Annotated in this window: 17 protein-coding genes and 1 tRNA gene; 4 read left to right on the forward strand and 14 right to left on the reverse strand. The window is 40.6% G+C overall.

Annotation, left to right across the window (positions count from 1 at the left end):
• Positions 1 to 4: 4 nt before the first annotated feature.
• The 9 genes from NSTC745_RS05770 to NSTC745_RS05810 form a co-directional block, all read right to left on the reverse strand.
• Entirely contained in the window at positions 5 to 967 is a 963-nt protein-coding gene (locus tag NSTC745_RS05770) for a branched-chain amino acid ABC transporter permease (RefSeq protein WP_445636292.1), read from the reverse strand.
• 39 nt (positions 968 to 1,006) lie between these two features.
• Complete coding sequence (locus tag NSTC745_RS05775) at positions 1,007 to 1,609, reverse strand: Uma2 family endonuclease (protein ID WP_445636293.1); 603 nt, start codon at positions 1,607 to 1,609, stop codon at positions 1,007 to 1,009.
• Between the two features lie 14 nt (positions 1,610 to 1,623).
• Positions 1,624 to 2,574 (reverse strand): branched-chain amino acid ABC transporter permease, encoded by a 951-nt coding sequence (locus tag NSTC745_RS05780; RefSeq protein WP_445636294.1) that lies wholly within the window; start codon positions 2,572 to 2,574, stop codon positions 1,624 to 1,626.
• Positions 2,575 to 2,581: 7 nt separating this feature from the next.
• A complete protein-coding gene (locus tag NSTC745_RS05785) occupies positions 2,582 to 3,844 on the reverse strand; it encodes an ABC transporter substrate-binding protein (RefSeq protein ID WP_445636295.1) in 1,263 nt (420 codons plus the stop codon).
• A 488-nt stretch (positions 3,845 to 4,332) separates the two neighbouring features.
• Positions 4,333 to 4,659 carry a DUF6464 family protein gene (locus NSTC745_RS05790; protein ID WP_096535698.1) on the reverse strand — a complete coding sequence of 109 codons (327 nt, stop codon included), beginning with the start codon at positions 4,657 to 4,659 and terminating at the stop codon, positions 4,333 to 4,335.
• 238 nt (positions 4,660 to 4,897) lie between these two features.
• Positions 4,898 to 5,380 (reverse strand): hypothetical protein, encoded by a 483-nt coding sequence (locus tag NSTC745_RS05795; RefSeq protein ID WP_445636296.1) that lies wholly within the window; start codon positions 5,378 to 5,380, stop codon positions 4,898 to 4,900.
• Positions 5,381 to 5,721: 341 nt separating this feature from the next.
• Entirely contained in the window at positions 5,722 to 5,937 is a 216-nt protein-coding gene (locus NSTC745_RS05800) for an acetyltransferase (protein ID WP_445636297.1), read from the reverse strand.
• Positions 5,938 to 6,077: 140 nt separating this feature from the next.
• The gene (locus tag NSTC745_RS05805; RefSeq protein WP_445636298.1) at positions 6,078 to 6,386 is read right to left on the reverse strand and encodes a DUF3181 family protein; all 309 of its coding nucleotides are present in this window, start codon (positions 6,384 to 6,386) and stop codon (positions 6,078 to 6,080) included.
• 120 nt (positions 6,387 to 6,506) lie between these two features.
• Positions 6,507 to 6,764, reverse strand: coding sequence for a hypothetical protein (locus NSTC745_RS05810; RefSeq protein WP_445636299.1), 258 nt, complete (start codon positions 6,762 to 6,764; stop codon positions 6,507 to 6,509).
• Between the two features lie 124 nt (positions 6,765 to 6,888).
• Between NSTC745_RS05810 and NSTC745_RS05815 the strand changes: the two genes are divergently transcribed.
• Complete coding sequence (locus NSTC745_RS05815; RefSeq protein ID WP_445636300.1) at positions 6,889 to 7,581, forward strand: Uma2 family endonuclease; 693 nt, start codon at positions 6,889 to 6,891, stop codon at positions 7,579 to 7,581.
• A gap of 186 nt (positions 7,582 to 7,767) precedes the next feature.
• The gene (locus NSTC745_RS05820) at positions 7,768 to 7,965 is read left to right on the forward strand and encodes a DUF2795 domain-containing protein (protein WP_445636301.1); all 198 of its coding nucleotides are present in this window, start codon (positions 7,768 to 7,770) and stop codon (positions 7,963 to 7,965) included.
• 1 nt (position 7,966) lies between these two features.
• On the opposite strand, the gene moaC is transcribed toward NSTC745_RS05820, so the two are convergent.
• Positions 7,967 to 8,476, reverse strand: coding sequence for a cyclic pyranopterin monophosphate synthase MoaC (gene moaC, locus NSTC745_RS05825; RefSeq protein ID WP_445636302.1), 510 nt, complete (start codon positions 8,474 to 8,476; stop codon positions 7,967 to 7,969).
• A gap of 34 nt (positions 8,477 to 8,510) precedes the next feature.
• Here moaC and NSTC745_RS05830 point away from each other — a divergent pair.
• Positions 8,511 to 8,584 (forward strand) — tRNA-Arg (locus tag NSTC745_RS05830).
• A gap of 33 nt (positions 8,585 to 8,617) precedes the next feature.
• Here the strand turns inward: NSTC745_RS05830 and NSTC745_RS05835 are convergent.
• From NSTC745_RS05835 to NSTC745_RS05845, 3 genes are all read right to left on the reverse strand, one after another.
• Positions 8,618 to 9,862: an MFS transporter gene (locus NSTC745_RS05835; protein ID WP_445636303.1), complete on the reverse strand. Its 1,245-nt coding sequence runs from the start codon at positions 9,860 to 9,862 to the stop codon at positions 8,618 to 8,620.
• A gap of 160 nt (positions 9,863 to 10,022) precedes the next feature.
• On the reverse strand, positions 10,023 to 11,027 hold the full coding sequence (locus NSTC745_RS05840; RefSeq protein WP_445636304.1) for a glycosyltransferase family 2 protein: 1,005 nt from the start codon (positions 11,025 to 11,027) through the stop codon (positions 10,023 to 10,025).
• 55 nt (positions 11,028 to 11,082) lie between these two features.
• A complete protein-coding gene (locus tag NSTC745_RS05845; RefSeq protein ID WP_445636305.1) occupies positions 11,083 to 11,790 on the reverse strand; it encodes a C40 family peptidase in 708 nt (235 codons plus the stop codon).
• 9 nt (positions 11,791 to 11,799) lie between these two features.
• Here NSTC745_RS05845 and NSTC745_RS05850 point away from each other — a divergent pair, with 9 nt between their 5' ends.
• Positions 11,800 to 12,732, forward strand: a complete 933-nt coding sequence (locus NSTC745_RS05850; protein ID WP_445636306.1) for a serine hydrolase — start codon at positions 11,800 to 11,802, stop codon at positions 12,730 to 12,732.
• A gap of 107 nt (positions 12,733 to 12,839) precedes the next feature.
• Here the strand turns inward: NSTC745_RS05850 and NSTC745_RS05855 are convergent, their stop codons facing one another.
• Positions 12,840 to 13,400 (reverse strand): exonuclease domain-containing protein, encoded by a 561-nt coding sequence (locus tag NSTC745_RS05855; RefSeq protein WP_445636307.1) that lies wholly within the window; start codon positions 13,398 to 13,400, stop codon positions 12,840 to 12,842.
• Positions 13,401 to 13,849: the final 449 nt, after the last annotated feature.

The raw sequence follows: 13,849 nt of genomic DNA on the forward strand, positions 1-13,849 counted from the left end.
ATGATTAACTTATTTGTTTTGATGTGTTAAAAAATAAATTTAGGAATTGCTTTTTACATTTTTTCAAAATATCTGGAGTCACAAATCCCTGGGGGAAAAATATAGTCCCTAAGACGATTAAACAACCGTAAATAATTAATCTTCCATCGCGTAAAAATTGAGCTAACCAAATAGGCAATCCCCCTATATCAGCTATTCTTCGCAAAATAATTTCTAATAAAACTTTCAATACGATCGCACCTACCACCGAACCTAAAAAAGTTCTTGAGCCACCAATTAACACAATGGTTAAATAGGTAATACTGGCATCAAAAGTACCTTGTCGAGCATTCCAGGTATTGAGAAAATGAGCGGTAATTACACCCACAATACCGGCAAGAATGGCTCCCAAGGTAAATGCTAAAACTTTGTAGTAAGTAGGATTGATTCCCATTGCACTGGCGGCTAATTCATCTTCACGAATGGCGATGAATGCCCTACCCGTGCGAATACGTTCTAAACGGTAAAATAATACCATACTAATTAATAGTAATGGCAGAGCAATCCACAAATATTCAAGTTGGCTTTGGAATGGTTGAGGAATACCAAAAATCCCTACAGCACCGCCTGTAATATCTAAATTTAAAGATACAACTCGCAATACTTCTACAAAAGCAATAGTGGCGATCGCTAAATAAATTCCCCGCAATCGTAAGGCGGGAATTCCCACTGCTACAGCTAATATCCCAGAAACTATACCAGCAATTAACATTTCTAATAAAAGAAATGGAATTGGAAATAAATTATTACTAGATGGGAAAACTTTTGTAGATAAAATCGCTGCAATATATCCACCTAAAGCATAAAATCCAGGACTAGCCAAAGACAACTGTCCAGCCATCAATGGTAAATAAAGCGATAATCCTAATAAAGCTTCCAATACCATGTAGACTATTGGTGATTCATAAGTAGAAAAAAATTCAGCCATTGTAAAATATTTTGATTAAGCTATCACTTTGATTAATTCTTAAGCTGTTAATATTTGCTCTGCTGTTAGTGCTAGTTCAGGAAAAGTTCGTGAGACAATTCGTTCAGAACCTCTAAAGTGTGTGCGTTGATATTTCCCCTCAGCATCTAGTAGAAAAACAAACACAGTTGGAACTTTAGGATTTCCCAAATACTCCCTTGAACCAATTGCCAAATAATCTATAATCCAATATTCTGTAATACCTAAACGTTGATATTCATCTAATTTATCAATGTAGTAATCTTCCCAATTAGTTGATGTTACTTCTATAGCTAACTGGATAGGTTCTTCAAGTGCAGAATAAGCAGAACGATTTGAGCGCCATACATCTTTATCTATCACACTGACATCAGGTTTGCGCCCTTGTTCTATTCCATTAGCAGTGATAGTTCTCAAAACTGCTGTGATTTTTACTACGTAATTCAGATTTAAACGTTTAATTTCATCTTTGAAAGAGTCAGCTGCAAAATCAGCGACATCATCGTGATTTCTAGTTGCACGCACTTCTACAATTTCTCCATCCACCAATTCATAGAAACCTTCCTCTGGACAATGTTCCACAAAATCATCAAAAGTTAATTTTTGTTTGGCGTATGTTTTCATAGTGCTACGTCTGTTTAAACTTTCTGAATAAATCGACGACCTAGCAAACCTTGAGGTCTAACTAACAACATGATAAATAATATTCCATAGGCTACAGCGTCTTTGTAACCGGAATATTCCGCTGGCACGAAAGCTTCAACTAACCCAATGAGCAATCCTCCTAAAACTGCGCCGGGAATACTACCTAAACCACCCAAGACAATTACTGCTAAACCCCTCAAACCAAAGGCAATGCCGAAATAAGGCCCGGCGATACTAACACTAGAAGCGACTAAAGTGCCTGCTAATCCTGCTAAGAAACTGCTGATAAAGAATGTTAAAACAATAAAGCGATCGCTATTTATTCCTAATAAACTAGCAGTAATTGGATCTTCTGCGATCGCCTGCATTGCTTTACCATATTTTGTGCGATTGATAAAATAGCTGAGAATTGCCACAATCGCTACTGATACAGCAAAAATTACTATCTGAACGGTGCGAATGGGAATTTGCTTGTCTTGAGTCCCAAAGTTAATAGAAGGTGGTAAATTCCCATAAGTATTTGCTGGGTAAGTGTAACTTTCTGCGCCTACTAAATACTGAATTAAGTTCACAATTACCACTGCTACTCCCAAACTAGAAACAACAGTTAGCAAAGGATCGGAACCTTGACGCCGCAGAGGTTGAAAAGCAACTCTTTCCATCACTACCCCAACCAATCCCGCCAAGCTACTTCCTAAAATCAAAGCTATAGGAAATGGTAATTTTATCGGCAAAGCTGCATTCGCTAATAAGCCATTAAATCCAAAGTTACCACCCATAAGTGCATAGGTAAAATATGCACCCAAGGTGAAAATCGCCCCATGAGCTAAATTAATAATGCCCAAAATAGAATAAACCAAGGTATATCCCAAGGCAAAAATCGCATAGACACTGCCAATGGATAAGCCGTTTAATAATTGCTGCAAAAATAGACTGATATTCATGTAGCAACTATTTCAAAAAACTAAATTTACCTTGACTTCCATCTTTTTCCATTTTGATTTGGGCTACATAAAAATCTTTTTGCACTACTTCACCTACGGGAGTAAAACCAATCTCACCCAGCGGTGTATTGTATTTTCCAGCAAGTATTTCTTTATTTAATTGCGTCCGTAATTCTGGTAGTTGTAATTTATTAACTTTGCTTTTGTTATCTAAAGCTTTTAGTGCTTCGACATAAACTTGCACGGCTGCAAAAGCTTGGGCGCTAAATTGGGGTGGTTCTTTCTTATATTCCTCTGTATAGGCTTTGCGAAATCCCGCATTAATTTCCCCAGGATGTTCTGGACTATAGGCTTGAGCAATCAATACGCCATCACAAAGTGCCTTACAAACTGGCAATATATTCGATGTATTTAGACCATTCCCACCAACAATTAAACCTTTATAACCTAGCTCGCGCAATTGTCGTATCAAATTACCACCATCAGCAGCCAAACCAGAAATAATAACCAAATCTGGTTTAAGGTTAATTGCATTGGTAGCTTGGCTTTGAAAATCTGTATCGCTAGTTTGGAACTTTTGGACTGTTACTAATTCCAGTCCTTGATCCTTAACAGTTTGTTGAAAAATTTCCGTTTCTGACTTGCTAAATGCATCGTTTTGAGCATAGAAAACTGCGACTTTTTTAATTTGGGGATTTTGCTTGAGTGCAGCTTTCACCGAATTAGGAGCTACAACAGAAACTGGTGCAGAAACACGAGCTACATAATCACCAATTTCCGGAATATTTTTCGCAGTATTCGATGGGCCAATAATTGGTACTTTCGCCCGTTCGGCAACTGGATCGGCACTAAAGGCTTGCTGTGATAAAGTTGGTCCCACAATGCCAATAACTTTATCTTTATTAATTAAATTTTGAACAGCGTTAATTGCTCCTGCTTCATCACCGCTAGTATCTTGAAACACTAATTTAATTGGAGTGCCGTTGACACCACCTTTAGCATTAAAATACTTCTCGGCAATTTTAACTCCAGCCACTTGTTCTTGGCCCAATAATGCCACATTGCTAGTTTGAGCAACCGCAATGCCGATGGGAATCGCACCTGATAATGTACCTGTATTTGCTGTAGCGTTAGTTGCAGTGTTATTTGTATTACTATTTGAACTATTATTTGGAGAATTTGTCACAGTTGTACTGTCGCCACCGCAGCCTGTCAGTAGCAAAGCGCAACTTGATAATAATGCTGTTATTCCAAAGAAAGTTTTTTTCATCGTTAAATAATTATCTAGTTATCAGATAGGTTCAGAAAACTTAAAAGTAAAGGTTAGAATCTGCAAACAATATAAGGCAGATTTTAGCTTTTGCAAGAATTATATTAAATCATTTTTGCCAAAATTCAGAAGTTATAATTCAAGAACTACAAGAGTTCAAGAATCAGGACAATACTAGATGAATAAATACACAAATCATACTAGACTAGCTAGAAATTGTGACTTTCAAGTTTTGGGTATTGAATTCTTGCTCATTTTTATTTGACCATACAAAGACAAATATTCAAAGTGTTTGTGAATACAAGTTATTGTAGTAGCCCATGATTTTATCATTCCCTGGTTCAACCTGGGAATGCGGTAAGAAGTTAGTTTTTCAGTTAATTTGGGTATCAGGGGTTAAGTTCATCCCGCCCCGAAAAGGAAATGGGATTTCACGCTGACTGTTGACGGTTAACAGTCAACACTTAACAACCTTTTTATCAAAACTATCAAATCTTTTTTTCATTACTGGTTAATTCTTTTGGCTCGTAGTGACGACAACCGTTACATGGCCCGTCGGGATTCACGGCACAGCGGATGTAGCCAGATCGGGCATTAAACTTGCAGCTGATGTCGCCAATCAGGTAACCCACCCCTTCTAAATAATAGCGATCGCCTTCAGGCGATGTGAAATTTTGTCCTTGCCGCATCCTGGGAAAATTCATGGCTGCTTGCCTCATCCGCAAACGCGCTCGCGATCGCGTTTTGCGGATCGCCCACAGGGAAAACAGGGACGGTAAAAAACCAACGGCAATCACTAAAAGTGTCTTTAACACCTTCTTTTTACCCCTTTTGAGCACCGATCGATCGTCCCTGATGTTGCGCCTGGTTTTACACAAGTGCAAATCTGAGGGCGGATGTGCTTTTTGATACCATAACTGGTAGCAATTAGCAACTCTCTGTGGTATTAGGTAATAAAACAGCATCTTTTCCTTCTACCACTTCAATCAGCATAACTGTTACAACCTCAGAGGTGGATTACCTTTAAATGGCGATCGCTTTAAGATTTGTTGACTAATGTTTTTTGAAGAATCGTTTTATATCAGCCTCAGCCTTATTTTTTCTGTGTCGCTGGGACGCTAATCTTTTTTTGGTTTGCTGACGCAGTTGCTGTGCTAATAGTGCAGCTTCCCTTTCTGCTCGGAATAAATCAACTCTTCGCGTTGTCAAAATAAAAGACTGGTCTGATTTTTTTCTTACCCAAGGCACGCTGACTGCCAAATACTGACAAATATTTTTATATTGGTTCGGCTTGATGAGCGGGCAATGTTTTTGAGTGTTGAGCGTGTTAGCGATCGCTTTCAACTCTAGTATCGCTGCTTCTAGCTCCCCTGCCATCCGGTTGATGCGTTCAACTTGCGCCACTAAGCGTTCGCGATCGCTGATGATTTTTTCCTCTTGCGGTTGTAGTGGCACTATGGCAGTATTCACAGATGCCGACTGCAACAGCGATTTGGCTGGAATAGGCTTTTTGTAGCTGTCTTGGATTTTTTTCATACTACCTCAAACAAGGCTAGCTGACTTGTAAGGCATTTTAGCAGCAAATCAGTACATTTGTACTGTAAAATTTTGTATATTGAGGTCTAGGAGCTTGTATACCAGGCAACAAGGAGTAAGCTTAAAAATCTCTAGGTTGAAAATCAATCAAAAAACCTCTCCCTGCTTTTACTACGCAAAACCGTCCCTCTCCGAGTCGGAGAGGGACGGACTTGAACTTCAGTTCAAAGCGGGGAGAGGTAGATGGAAGCTTGCGTCGAGGTATAGGAGTTTTGCTCGCCTACACGCTTACGTTCCTAATTCCAAACCCTTGATTTTTTGTATTAACAATTTTAAGTTAATTAACCGTTGGCACTTCGGTAATCAGCATCTAACCAACAGCGTGGTAAATCTTCGCCAGAAGGAAAAATGAGATTTTCTTTTTTAAAAGAATCAGGTTCCTGTTCTTCCTGACCTTCTTGGTCTTTTGCATGAACAACATCAGTATTGGGATCGAGTAATTCTTCAATTTTCAAAATTTTTACCAGCTCGCCAGTATCTTTCAGTTGTAAGAGCATATAACTAACCTCAATAAGTTTGCATGAAAATTTGTAGCGAGTCTCAATCCAAACTCGCCAAAGTTACAGAATTTATTCCAAATTCTGAATTCTGATTTCTAAAATTCCGTTTTCCTAAAATAGGATTTTGGTTTTAGCGATTAAAGTTCGCGTAGATATTTTTCCAAAATATCTACTAAAGTTACTTGAGATTGTAGTGGCAGCAAATCTATCAAAGGCAGTTCGCGTTTGCCGCCGCCAATTTTTACTGGAATGGATTCCAACACTTGTGTCACTTTGTCTTCACTAACAGAGTTGGAAGTAATTAAAGGATATAGTTTTTCAGCAACGATTGTATGCAGTTTGGCATTAGATAAATAAAGATGCCATTTAGCAACGTCTATATAGACATTCTCGCCAATTTCGGCTGCTAGGGCTTCTAGTAATTCTGTGGTGTTAGTCTTAGCCATAAAAATAACCCTATATTGAGAAAGAGCGCAAAATTTCAGGCTTATTTACATTATTGCTCAATTAACGAGGCTGATTCTACTGCCACAGGTTACAATCGCCCTAGCATCAGCAGTCCATCTTCAGGTGGATTTACGTGGAGTTTCGGTATAGTTGGCGATCGCAGCAATATAAATTAGATGTACCAACAATATTACTAGCCAACTAACAGTTAACCAAGGCAGCCACTCCCAACTAGCGCCTTTCAACTTGTGGAAGAACCACAATCCAGAATTAATAGTAGCAGCGATCGCCACATGCACGGCAAAATTCATTCGGTCATCGATTTTGCGATACTCTGGGTCATTGCGATCGGGTTTGCGAGGCCAACGAGGAGGCATAAATATTTGTTACAGATCTAAATACACCCTACTCATTCTAAGGGTTTTGGGACTAACGTTACTATCCTTCCTCAAGAAGCAGTCATAATCGAATTGGAAGTTAAGATTAGCTCTTTTAAATCCTATGACTATCTTTGGGCAAATAGACTCTGACCTCCTTTATCCAGACAGCGATGGCAAACCAATGGCAGAAAATACAGAGCAGTATCGTTGGATTGTCTTGATCAAGGAGAATTTAGAGATTCTGTTTGCGAATAATAATAATGTCCTGATTGTAGGAGATTTGCTTTGGTATCCCGTCCGTTCCCAGTTGATTACACCGACAGCACCCGACGTAATGGTTGTCTTCGGTAGACCAAAAGGCAAACGTCGTTCCTATCGTCAGTGGCAAGAAAACAATATTTCACCGCAAGTAGTCTTTGAGATTCTTTCCCCTAGTAACGATAACAAGGAAATGGATCGCAAATTAGAGTTTTACGATACCTATGGTGTTGAAGAATACTACCTATACGATCCTGAAAGTTTTCAATTAGATGGTTGGTTACGGCAAAACAACCATTTAAATAAACTATGGCAAATGGATAGTTGGATCAGCCCCCGCTTGGAAATTAAATTTGAAACAGGGCAGGGAGAGTTAGTAATTTACCGTCCAGATGGACGAAAATTTTTGAACTCACTCGAACTCAATGAACGTGCAGAACAAGCTGAGTTCTTATTAGAACAAGAACGCCTACGGGCCGAACAAGAACACCTACGCGCCGAACACCTGGCAGCACGCTTACGTAGTCTTGGCATCGACCCTGACAACCTCCCTTGAATCGACTGGACTTGGAGAGAGGCGGGGACGCAAAGAAGAACTAATGACAAATGCCCCATAAATGATTCATCAACCTTGTGGATGACCTTTGAACGTTTTCAAGTTAGAAACGATTCATCTGTTTGATAGAGGGAGTAAATATATCCACTTGTGAATATGGGGGATAACCATTAGAGGTGGACAAAAATGGCCAAGGCTAATCCAGTCGAAATCCAAAAACACTTGAAAGGTGTTGACTATCCTGCTAAAAAGCAAGATTTAATTCAACACGCCAAAAAACAAGGAGCAGATAAGGAGATTATCTCTTTGTTAGAGAAAGTGCCAGAAGACAAAGAATTTGAAAGCCCAACGGCTCTTAATAAAGCTTTAGGGGAGATAGTGTAGCTTATTGCCCTGGCGGGGAATAATCTCCTGATTTCCCGCCACTTTTAGCGATCAATCGAACTGATTCAATTTGAATCGATTTTTCTAAGCCTTTAGCCATATCGTATAAAGTTAAAGCTGCAACAGAAACGGCAGTTAAAGCTTCCATCTCTACGCCAGTTTCAGCTTTAGTTTTGACTGTGGCTTGAATTTCATAACCGGGTAGTTCGGGATGGGGTGTAATCTCGATCGCAATTTTCTGCAATGGTAACGGATGACATAAGGGAATTAAAGCCGCCGTTTGCTTAGCTCCCATAATTCCAGCCAGCCTTACAGTTCCCAACACATCGCCTTTTGGAACGTTTCCAGCTTGAATTGCAGCAAAGGTCGTCGCCAACATCCGCACCTTGGCAGCGGCTACTGCTTGGCGCACGGTGGGTGCTTTTTCAGACACATCCACCATCTGTGCTTGTCCTCGATCGTCTAGATGGGTTAAGTTACCAAAATTGGATGGAAAATTATCTTGCGTCATTTAGTGAGAACGTGTTAATATAGTTTCTTGTCAAGGGCGTGTAGCTCAGTGGACTAGAGCACGTGGCTACGGACCACGGTGTCGGGGGTTCGAATCCCTCCTCGCCCGTTTTTTAAAGTTAGGAGTCAGCAATTACAACTCTTAACTACTAACTTTTAAGTTATTCATAGCGTAGGGATCTGGGGCACGCCCCAATGCAAAACGCAATGAGCTAACTAGGGTTTTGCTGGACTTAGTGAAGAAAATCACAAGCGCGACACAAGCGAACCCAGCACCATAGGCAAACATATTGCGATAGCCGATTTGTTCGGCAATGGAACCCAAAACAGGAGCAGCGATCGCAATTCCCAGGTCAAACCCAGTGACGCAGATAGCAAAAATTCGCCCCCGTTCTTGTGGTAGCGATCGGTCTGCCATCATTGTCACAATCATCGATATAACTGTACCACCACCAGCGCCTTCAAAAATCGCCGCTAGTAAGAAACTAATTACACTGTGAGCCTGCCATAGCAGTATCGAAGCTAAAGTATAAGAAATTATACCAAAACTGATAAATAAACCACGCCCCAAGCGATCGCTGGCCTTACCAGCAAAGATTCTAATACTAAAACTAGATATTGCTGCAACTGTAAAAAATAACCCGCCATTAAAGTCTATTTGGCTTGATTTGATAAACAGAGATACAAAGGTATGTACAGCACCAGCAGACAAACCAACCAGCAACATAATTAAAGTCGGAACTCTCACCCGTGGGCTAATCAGAATTTGCCAAAATTTTCGCTCGTCGTCATGAGTTTTTTCCTGTGTCTGTATATGAGGATTGGTAACTTGTACAATTGCCAAGAGAGTGACAAAACCCAACTCAGCAGCAACCAAAAACAACACTCCATAACCAGTTGTGGCTTCTAAAAATCCTCCCAAGGCAGGGCCAATTGCTAAACCAATGGGAGTTGCTAGGGTCATGTAACTAATAATTTCACCACGTTTATCAGGTGGAGCTAAATCTGCAACTAAGGCACTGTAGCCAGTGGTAAAAGCGGCAATACTAACGCCGTGAAAAATCCGCACCAAGATTAACAGCCCAATAGATTGGGTTGCCAAGTAACCAAAAGGTGCGATCGCAGCTACTATCGTACCAATCAACAACACAAATTTTCGACCGCGTTCATCAGCTAACCGTCCCAGCATCGGGCGAGTTAGCAATAAGCCGATTGCGAAACTGCCCGTTACAATCCCTATTTGTTGCTTAGTTGCGCCCACATACTCAAGATAAAGCGGTAGAGTTGGTAAGAGCGAAGCCACGCTCGACCAGAATAATAAACCTGCCGTGAATAAAATCAGCAGGTTGTACCGCAGTTCGGTATCAAAGGTATTAAATATTTTCAAGGTAGATGCAATTTAATTAGTTTTTTGTCATTAGTCATTAGTCATTTGTCATTTGTCTTTTGTCTTTTGTTTAGAGTCAACCAATATTTACTCTTAACTATTTACTAATGACCAATGACCAATGACCAATGACAAAAGACAAATCATTACTATTGTTACCTTAGTTAACCTTTTTTGCTACCACCTCTCGCACGCGATAGATAGGCCGTCCTTGGGATTCATGATATGTACGCATGAGTAATTCTGCTAAAAGACCGAAGCAAAACAGCTGTACTCCAGTTACAAGCAACAGAACTGCCAAAATCAGCAAAGGGCGATTGCCAATCATTTCACCTAAAGCTAATTTAATGAAAGTCAAATAAATTCCGATTAGCGTCCCCGAAACCATTGAAATCAAGCCCAACAGCCCAAAAACATGCATCGGCCGGGTAAGGAATTTTTTCATAAACAAAATGGTTAATAAATCCATCAACACCCGGAATGTCCGCCAAATCCCATACTTACTGCGGCCAAAGCGGCGGGCGTGATGACGCACGGGCATTTCAGTAATTCTAGCTCCTTCGATGTAAGCCAAAGCAGGTAAAAACCGATGTAATTCACCGTAGAGGTTCATATCTGCCAATAGTTCTGCACGATAGGCTTTGAGCGAACAACCATAATCGTGAATATTGACGCTAGTGGTGCGGCGAATCAGCCAGTTAGCGATTTTAGAAGGAAGTAAGCGATTTACAGCTCCATCTTGGCGTTTTTGTCGCCAACCGCTTACCAAATCGTAACCTTCATCGAGCTTGGCCAATAACATCGGAATATCAGCCGGGTCATTTTGCAAATCAGCATCTAAAGAAACGATCGCTTTACCTAGTGCATAATGAAATCCAGCAGCCATAGCCGCAGTTTGTCCGTAATTACGACGCAAAATCACCGCTTTCAAATCAGGACGTGTTTGCGCTGCTTGCTTGAGATATTCCCCGGAACCATCCGTAGAACCATCATCAACACAAATGATTTCATAACTTATCTGACTCGAAGATAATGTAGATGCGATCGCTTCTAATAAAAGTGGCAAACTTTCCACTTCATTATGTATGGGCACCACCACCGAAACATCTGGAACAATTGTTGAAATCGCCCCATTCACCCCTTCATAAACCAACTCGCTCCCCATATTCCTCTACGTCCTCAGCGTCTTGACCGAAGTTCCGATCTCAGGAAGCCTTAGCTCAGACTTCTCTCTGTGGTTCGTAACTCTTAAAAACTCTACCAGCACCCCGCAGCTGCTGATAGTACGACTGACTAACAGTATCCCCCTGTTCCGAAAGAACATCAATCCCAATGCCATTACGTCCCTGTTCCTTCCCAGAACTATGGATATAATAACCATCCGCCAAATAAAGCCCCACATGGGTTGCTTTTTGGCTAGTCCCAAAAAATACCAGATCCCCAGGTGCTAACTCTGCAATAGTAATTGGTTGAGTAAATCCTTCCTGTTGATAGGCATCTCTCGGTAACCAAATACCCACCGAAGCAAACGCCGCTTGCATTAACCCAGAACAATCATAATTTGGTCCTACCGTACCGCCCCAAAGGTAATAATTTGATTGTTGCATCGCTTTTTGGGTAAAAGCGATAACCTGTGCTAGCAGTTTTTTAATTTCAGATTCAGAAAATGTTGCAGCCTGATAAAGTACAGTAGCAGGTTGTAATAAACCCAAATCTGAAAAGGATACCCATCCGGGATAGTCATCTTCACGCAAATACACCTCAACCGCCGAATCATGATGATTTGATGTTATCCATAAATGTCGCCCAGATGCGGCTTGAGTTGCTAGGCGCGTACACTCAGGAGAATCGTATAAATTCAGGTCAGCTAGACACTGATACTCCGCTGATTTGAGATTTGGGATTTGGGATTTTAGGTTAAAGGACATTATTCTAGAATGATTTTTTTTAATAAAGACGAACAACTCGAAAATCTTGGGTTAGGCATTTTAGATGCAACTTGGACAGCATTTCCTACCTTAGCTCGCAATCAAATTGCCTTGACTTGGGTTGTTTACGATCCACCAGTGCCGGTAAATACTGGTGGTGCGCTGACTCCCGACGCTTTTTGGAACCATCCAGTTCGGGGTTTTACTTATCGCGGTGTTGAACGGATTTACCCTGCAAGTGTAGTCAAACTATTTTATCTGGTGGCAGTAAATGAATGGCTGGAAAAAGGCATGAGCCAAACTTCTAAGGAGTTAGAGCGAGCCTTGCGGGATATGATTGTAGACTCTAGTAATGATGCTACCAGCTTGGTTGTGGATATTCTCACTGGCACCACCTCAGGGCCAGAACTACCAGTCGGCCCATTTGAAACCTGGAAATATCAGCGTAATATCGTTAACCGCTATTATCAATCCTTGGGATGGGAAGAAATGGAGACAATTAACGTCTGTCAAAAAACTTGGGGTGATGGCCCCTATGGACGGGAGCGGGCGTTTGTGGGAGAGTTGCTGGAAAATCGTAATATGCTGACCACAAATGCGATCGCCAGATTAGTGCATAGTATTATCGGCGGAGTAGCAGTTTCAAGTACGCGATCGCAAGCGATGATGGCTTTGCTCAAACGCGATCTCCAAAATTTGCCCGCTGATGTTGAAGAAGATCAAGTGACAGGTTTTTTGGGCGGTGGACTTCCGAAAGATGCCCAAATTTGGTCAAAGGCCGGCTGGACAAGCCAAGTTCGCCATGATGTCGCCTATATTGAGTTACCAAACCAACGCCCTTACCTTCTAGTAGTATTTACTGAAGGCAAAGCCCAAGCTAAGAATCGTGAAATTTTACCCTTTGTTTCCAAGCTAGTTGTAGAAGCCATTAGCAGTCTGTAAGAGGGACTGGGGACTGGGGATTGGGGACTGGGGACTGGGGAGACAAGGAAGACAAGGAGAATAATTCATAACCAATGCCCAATGCCCAATGCCCCATGCCCCAATCCCTATCTTTTTTTAGTTTTAATCTCTCTAAAGATAGATGCAATGTTGCGGGCATCGTCGATGCCACGATGGTGTGTGCCTTGTAATTTAATGCCCAACTCATTGAGAGCTTGTGCCATACCAAATTTTTTAGATACACCAAGGTATTTGGAAAATTCGTCTTTGATATTTATGTGTTCTGAACTAAAAGGATAAGCAACATTATGAAATTTGCAATCTTGAATAAATTGATTTTTGTCATAATTGCCCCAAGAACAAAAAACATGATTGGGAAATAAATTAATCCATTCTTGGAAGCGAGAAATTGCCTCTATAAATTTTGGTGCTTCATCAACATCTTGCTGCCGAATAGTAGTCAATTCTGTGCAAAAGGGTGTTAGTTGTGGGTGTCTAACAGGTTGGATAAATTGCTGAAACTCTGAATCAATTTCCCACGTTTCTCGATTCAGCATTACTGCACCAATTTCGATGATTTCCATTTCATGACGGGGAACAGTCCCACTGTCAGAGCAGGTAGCCTCTAAATCAACTATTAAGTAATAATGGGATCTTTGAGTTTTCATATTAGGTAATATTGAAGAATAATACAGAATCAATTTAACTTTACATAGTAGTTTTAAAACTTAATGTAATTATTATACTACAAAATAGTCGTTAGAGATAGGAGCAATAGAATTTTGGGCTATTTAGCTCATGAATTGATGCGCCTCAAGCACAGTAAACTACCATATTTTCAGCGAAATTTACACGTTATGACTCTTATCTCATCTGCTTTATAACTTCTTTGTCACTCCTTTAGGTATTGAAGGTTGCACCTATCATTAGCTTATGTTTAAATCGGTTTCTATAATTTTTGTACTTCAAAGTTTTGCAATTATTGCTTAGGGCGAAAGTAGAATAGCCGCGCTCCATCTACTTCTAGCTACTTAAATCACAAGTCTTTACGCTTTTGTTTGTATGATTGATTTAGAATCTGTAATCGGCATTATACTTGTCGCACACCAGCAAGCCT

This window comes from Nostoc sp. DSM 114161, assembly GCF_052692665.1.

Excerpts from the sequence above, each read along its gene's own strand:
- NSTC745_RS05770 (WP_445636292.1), bottom strand. The coding sequence starts at position 967 with ATGGCTGAATTTTTTTCTACTTATGAATCACCAATAGTCTACATGGTA.
- NSTC745_RS05775 (WP_445636293.1), bottom strand. The coding sequence starts at position 1,609 with ATGAAAACATACGCCAAACAAAAATTAACTTTTGATGATTTTGTGGAA.
- NSTC745_RS05780 (WP_445636294.1), bottom strand. The coding sequence starts at position 2,574 with ATGAATATCAGTCTATTTTTGCAGCAATTATTAAACGGCTTATCCATT.
- NSTC745_RS05785 (WP_445636295.1), bottom strand. The coding sequence starts at position 3,844 with ATGAAAAAAACTTTCTTTGGAATAACAGCATTATTATCAAGTTGCGCT.
- NSTC745_RS05795 (WP_445636296.1), bottom strand. The coding sequence starts at position 5,380 with ATGAAAAAAATCCAAGACAGCTACAAAAAGCCTATTCCAGCCAAATCG.
- NSTC745_RS05800 (WP_445636297.1), bottom strand. The coding sequence starts at position 5,937 with ATGCTCTTACAACTGAAAGATACTGGCGAGCTGGTAAAAATTTTGAAA.
- NSTC745_RS05805 (WP_445636298.1), bottom strand. The coding sequence starts at position 6,386 with ATGGCTAAGACTAACACCACAGAATTACTAGAAGCCCTAGCAGCCGAA.
- NSTC745_RS05810 (WP_445636299.1), bottom strand. The coding sequence starts at position 6,764 with ATGCCTCCTCGTTGGCCTCGCAAACCCGATCGCAATGACCCAGAGTAT.
- NSTC745_RS05815 (WP_445636300.1), top strand. The coding sequence starts at position 6,889 with ATGACTATCTTTGGGCAAATAGACTCTGACCTCCTTTATCCAGACAGC.
- NSTC745_RS05820 (WP_445636301.1), top strand. The coding sequence starts at position 7,768 with ATGGCCAAGGCTAATCCAGTCGAAATCCAAAAACACTTGAAAGGTGTT.
- moaC (WP_445636302.1), bottom strand. The coding sequence starts at position 8,476 with ATGACGCAAGATAATTTTCCATCCAATTTTGGTAACTTAACCCATCTA.
- NSTC745_RS05840 (WP_445636304.1), bottom strand. The coding sequence starts at position 11,027 with ATGGGGAGCGAGTTGGTTTATGAAGGGGTGAATGGGGCGATTTCAACA.
- NSTC745_RS05845 (WP_445636305.1), bottom strand. The coding sequence starts at position 11,790 with ATGTCCTTTAACCTAAAATCCCAAATCCCAAATCTCAAATCAGCGGAG.
- NSTC745_RS05850 (WP_445636306.1), top strand. The coding sequence starts at position 11,800 with ATGATTTTTTTTAATAAAGACGAACAACTCGAAAATCTTGGGTTAGGC.
- NSTC745_RS05855 (WP_445636307.1), bottom strand. The coding sequence starts at position 13,400 with ATGAAAACTCAAAGATCCCATTATTACTTAATAGTTGATTTAGAGGCT.